Genomic DNA, 4,626 nt, shown 5'->3' with positions numbered 1-4,626 from the left:
GGTAATCGCTCACGGGCGCCAGCCTCTCGATGAGGAACGCCGCGACGACGCCGAGTGGCGCGGCGCCGAGCATGGTGACGAACCCGAACGTGAACGTCCACCCACGCGCGGCGCGACTGCCCAGGATGACCAGCAAGGCCAGCAGCAGGAACAGCACCGCGAGGAAACCGTAGAAGCCGATGATCAACAATTCGGCGACCGAGAGGGCGCTGGTGATGATCTGGTAATCATCCTCAAAGCGACCCTCGGTAGCGGCGACGACGTCCGAGCCGATAGCCAGCAGGATCGCCATGTAGACCGCCATGCATGCCGCGGTCAGGCCCAGGAGCACACCGGCCACGATGAGGGTGCGTGGACGCGCCGGCTTGGCGGGCTTGGCCGGTTTGGCTGGTTTGGCGGATTGCTGGTCCAGAGCCCGGGTGGCTGCTGGTGCAGGTCGCGGGAGAGGCTCGACTGGTGTCCTCGATGGCTCAGGCTGGATACGCCGGGTGGGCGCGGTCTGCGGGTCCGGCTGTATCCGCTCGGTGGCTCTCGTCGGTTGTGCCTGGTGGGCCGCCGGAGGCGGTGGGGGCGGCTGGTATTGCCCGGGCGCATGCACCTGGGTCGGGATCGCGTCGGGGGTCAGCGTGGGAGCTGATGTCATGATCTCGTGCGATGTACCGCGTCCTGTCGCCGCGTCGTGTGCCGCCTGAGCGAGTCCGCTCGCGGACGCCCATCGCTGGTCCGGCTCCGTGGCCAGCGCCCGCTGCACGATCGCTACCACCGCAGGCGGTAGGTCCGCGTCCATCGGAGCCGGTGGATCCTGCAGCCGTTGCGTGGCGATCGCGAACGAGTTTTCACCGCTGAACGGGAGCCTGCCGTTCAGACACTCGTAGGCGACGACGCCGAGTGCGTACAGGTCCGAAGCCGGCGTGGCCCGACGTCCCAGTACCTGCTCGGGCGCGAGATAGGACGGTGTGCCGATGACCTCACCCGTCGCCGTCAGTTGGGCGGACGCGCCGGAGCGGGCGATGCCGAAATCGGTCAGTACCACTCTGTCGTCTTTGGTCACCAGCAGGTTGCCGGGTTTGACGTCGCGGTGAACGATGCCCTTGTCGTGGGCTGCCTGCAGCGCCTCGGCCGTCTGCGCGACCAGCTTCAAGGTGGAGATCGGATCGATCCGTCCCAGCCGGGTCAGCCGGTCCGACAACGGCTCGCCTTCGACGAGCTCCATGACCAAGAACGCGCCAGAGGTGTCGCCGTGGTAGTCGTAGATATTGACCACGGCCGGGTGCTTGACGGTGGCCATGGCCTGCGCCTCGGCCAGAAACCGTTGCGAGAAACCGTGCTGGGCTACGAGCTGCGGGCGCATCACCTTCACCGCCACTGTGCGGCCGAGTACCTGGTCGGTGGCGCTCCACACCTCGCCCATGCCGCCACTGCCGATCTGGTCCTCCAACCGGTACCGGTTGGCCAGCAGCACTCCGGAGCCATACATGGCGATCTTCCTTTCTCATTGGGCGAGTGCTGGACATACGGTCAGGCACTGCTCAGCCACGATACCGAGTGATGCCCGGCACGTGCTGTCATGCCCGCGGGCACTGGTGAACCATGATGTGCAGCTTGTCTGTGCACGAAGCGCATGGAGACCATAATCGGGCTATGGACGTGCTCAGTAGCCGCATTCTGCTCCGTCCGTCGAACCCGGAGCGCAGCCAGCATTTCTACCGGGATGTCCTCGGGTTGGCGATCTACCGTGAGTTCGGCCCACCGGAGCATCCGGGAATGGTGTTCTTTCTTGGTCAGGGCCTGCTGGAGGTCTCTGGTTCGTCTGGTGGTGAGTCGCCTGGGCCGCTGGGGATCTGGGTACAGGTGCGTGACGTGCATGCCGAACATGAACGCCTCGGTGCCGCGGGGGTGAAGGTCACGCGCGAGCCCCGGCAGGAGCCGTGGGGGCTGATCGAGATGTGGATCGAGGATCCGGACGGCGTGCGGATCGTGCTCGTCGAGATCCCCGATGACCATCCGCTGCGGCGCGATCAGCGCTGACGGTGATCGCGCCGGTTCCGGCCGTCCTGGATGGAGGGTCCTCCACTGTGCCGCGGTCAGCGCTGACGGCCATCTCAGCGAGATGTTGCCCATATGGCCCTGTCACCATGTGCTTTGACGTGCCGCAGCGGCCGTACGCAGCCCCGAGTAGGCAGGTGGTGACCGTGAAAGAGGACGAGGCCGAGTTGCACAGGGCCGGCGGGGAACAGGTAGAGGAGTGGCTCCGGCAGAGCAATCTGATCTATGGCGGCTTGATGGGTGTCGGCGTGGTCATGGTGCAGCCGTTCCTGACGGCCTCGTCGCTCGACGTGTCGGCGACGATCTGCGTCGTCGCATTCTCGGTAGCGATCCCGCTGTTGGCGGCCCTTGTACTGGTGAATCAGCAGGAGGCGTTTCGGCGTCGCGCGTCCGGGTCGGTGCTGGTCGACGTGGCGAAGGCAGTCGCGCAGACGTGCGCCTTCGCCGGGCTGGTGGCCGGCTTCTGGCACATTTCGTGGATGGCCGGTGTAGGGATGCTGGCCGGTGGCCTTGTCGGGGTCGGCGTCCACTCCGCGGGCTATATACGCCTAGAACACAACGTCGATCTCATCGACTCGGAGTCCGAGGAGCCCGGAACGGAGTCCACAGACAACGGCCAGTGAGCGGCACGTGCCCGTCGTGCTGACCGCTGTGCGAGTTTTGGACGGGTCCGGGTGGTGTCGTGGTGACGACTGCCGCCGCCGTTGCCTGACTTCCAGGACCACGTGCATCACCAACCGCTCAGCACGGTGACAACGTACTCCTTCATGTGTAAGAATCTACTTACACGTGAAGGGATGTCATGACGATGGCTCAGCCGACGGGCGACGATCTGGTGGAGATGCTGGCGGCACTCGCCAATCCGCTGAGGCTGCGCATCGTCGCGAAGCTGGCCGGCGGGCGGGACTACGTGAGCCGTCTGGCCCGCGAGATCGGGGTGAGCCGCCCGCTGCTGCACATGCACCTGCAACGGCTCGAAGCGGCCGGACTGGTGGTCGGCAGTCTTGAGCTGTCCGAGGACGGCAAGGCCATGAAGTACTACGAAGTCGCGGACTTCGACCTGCATCTGACCGCGCCGGCGCTGGCCGAGGCGGCAAAGACCCTGACGAGATCGGACCCGGTGAAGGGTCCCGCACGCAAGGAGCGCTCCTGATGGACACAATCACCTGGCCCGGCGCGATTGTCATCGTCGGCGTGCTGGTCACAGCCATGTTCTTGATCGCTGCCTCGATGGCCACCTACCTCGAGAAGCGCAAGACAAACCTCGAAGCCGAGCAGGAGGACGAGCTTCGGCAGCTCGTCCGCAGATATGAGCAGCTTGCCGAGAACACCCTGGACGCCCAGCAGCGGGTGGCAGCCGATGTATCGGAACTGCGCTCGCGGGCGACGTCGATCGAGCAGATCCTACGCACGGTGGAATGAGGTCGGGCACCATGGTTCACGAATCCGAGATTCAGGCGACGACGATGAAGGCGATCATCCAGGACACGTACGGAAGCCCTGACGTGCTGGAGCTTCGTGAGATCGACAAACCGGCCCCAGGACCGGACGATGTGCTCGTCCGGGTCCGCGCGGCCGGCGTCGACCAGGGCGTCTGGCACATCATGGCGGGGATGCCGTACCTGGTCCGGCTGATGGGATTCGGGCTCCGCAGGCCTAAGAACCGTGTCCGGGGGCGCGATGTCGCCGGTCACGTCGCAGCGGTCGGCGCGAATGTGACGCGGTTCCAGCCTGGCGATGAGGTCTTCGGATGGTGCGACGGCACGTTCGCCGAGTTCGCATGTGCTGCCGAGAGCAACTTCGCGCTGAAGCCGGCGAACCTCACGTTCGAGCAAGCGGCGGTGGTGCCCGTGTCGGGGATCACGGCGCTGCTAGGCGTGCGTGACAGCGGAAAGGTCAGCCCAGGGCAGAGGGTCTTGATCATCGGCGCGGCGGGTGGCGTCGGAACGTTCGCCGTCCAGATAGCCAAGGCATTCGGTGCCGAGGTCACGGGCGTGTGCAGTACCACGAAGGTGGACCTGGTGCGCTCGATCGGCGCCGAGCAGGTCATCGACTACACCCAGACGGACTTCGCCGAGACCGGGCAGCGTTACGACGTCATCTTCGACACCGCGGGCAACCGGCCGTTGTCGCACCTCAGACGCGCTCTCACTCCCGAAGGGACCCTCGTGATCGTCGGGGCAGAAACTGACGGCCGCTGGCTCGGAGGCTTTGACCGCCAGATCAGGGCGTCCCTGGTGTCACCGTTCGTCCGGCAGCACCTTCGCTCGCTCATGTCGACAGAGCGCCACGAACACGTGGTGGCGCTGAGTGAGCTCATTGAAGCCGGAGACGTCACGCCCGTCGTCGATCGCAGTTATCCACTGGCAGAGACTCCCGAGGCGATCCGATACATGAGGGCGGGGCACGCTCGCGGCAAGATCGCCATCACGGTGTGAGGAACGACGACGAGCCCTGCGCGCCGTACCGTGGAGCGTCGTACAGATGGGGCGTGCGGACGCCCGTCGTGCGGATGCTTTGTTGTGCGGTACGGCGTCCTGCGGATGAGGGGGAGCGCGGATGCCCGTCGTGCGGACGCTC

General features: G+C 65.8%; 6 protein-coding genes. 5 read left to right on the top strand and 1 reads right to left on the bottom strand.

The genetic code is table 11. The features are described from left to right. On the bottom strand, positions 1-1,477 hold a 1,477-nt coding region (locus ELR45_RS11285; protein ID WP_165367679.1), incomplete at its 3' end, for a serine/threonine-protein kinase. Positions 1,478-1,641: 164 nt separating this feature from the next. Between ELR45_RS11285 and ELR45_RS11280 the strand changes: the two genes are divergently transcribed. The 5 genes from ELR45_RS11280 to ELR45_RS11260 all read left to right on the top strand — a co-directional run bounded on the left by ELR45_RS11280 (position 1,642) and on the right by ELR45_RS11260 (position 4,484). Next, the gene (locus ELR45_RS11280) at positions 1,642-2,028 is read left to right on the top strand and encodes a VOC family protein (RefSeq protein WP_129666029.1); all 387 of its coding nucleotides are present in this window, start codon (positions 1,642-1,644) and stop codon (positions 2,026-2,028) included. Positions 2,029-2,192: 164 nt separating this feature from the next. Then, entirely contained in the window at positions 2,193-2,669 is a 477-nt protein-coding gene (locus tag ELR45_RS11275) for a hypothetical protein (protein ID WP_129666027.1), read from the top strand. Positions 2,670-2,848: 179 nt separating this feature from the next. Beyond that, positions 2,849-3,199 carry an ArsR/SmtB family transcription factor gene (locus tag ELR45_RS11270; RefSeq protein ID WP_129666026.1) on the top strand — a complete coding sequence of 117 codons (351 nt, stop codon included), beginning with the start codon at positions 2,849-2,851 and terminating at the stop codon, positions 3,197-3,199. Next, positions 3,199-3,468 carry a hypothetical protein gene (locus ELR45_RS11265; RefSeq protein WP_129666025.1) on the top strand — a complete coding sequence of 90 codons (270 nt, stop codon included), beginning with the start codon at positions 3,199-3,201 and terminating at the stop codon, positions 3,466-3,468. The genes ELR45_RS11270 and ELR45_RS11265 overlap by 1 nt, the downstream gene beginning before the upstream one ends. Before the next feature lie 44 nt (positions 3,469-3,512). Next, positions 3,513-4,484, top strand: coding sequence for an NAD(P)-dependent alcohol dehydrogenase (locus ELR45_RS11260; RefSeq protein ID WP_129666543.1), 972 nt, complete (start codon positions 3,513-3,515; stop codon positions 4,482-4,484). The last annotated feature ends 142 nt before the right edge of the window (positions 4,485-4,626 follow it).

This window comes from Phytoactinopolyspora endophytica, from assembly GCF_004138495.1.
Lineage (GTDB): Bacteria > Actinomycetota > Actinomycetes > Jiangellales > Jiangellaceae > Phytoactinopolyspora > Phytoactinopolyspora endophytica.
Note: the sequence above shows the minus strand (reverse complement) of the source record. Positions and strands in the feature narration are given on the sequence as shown.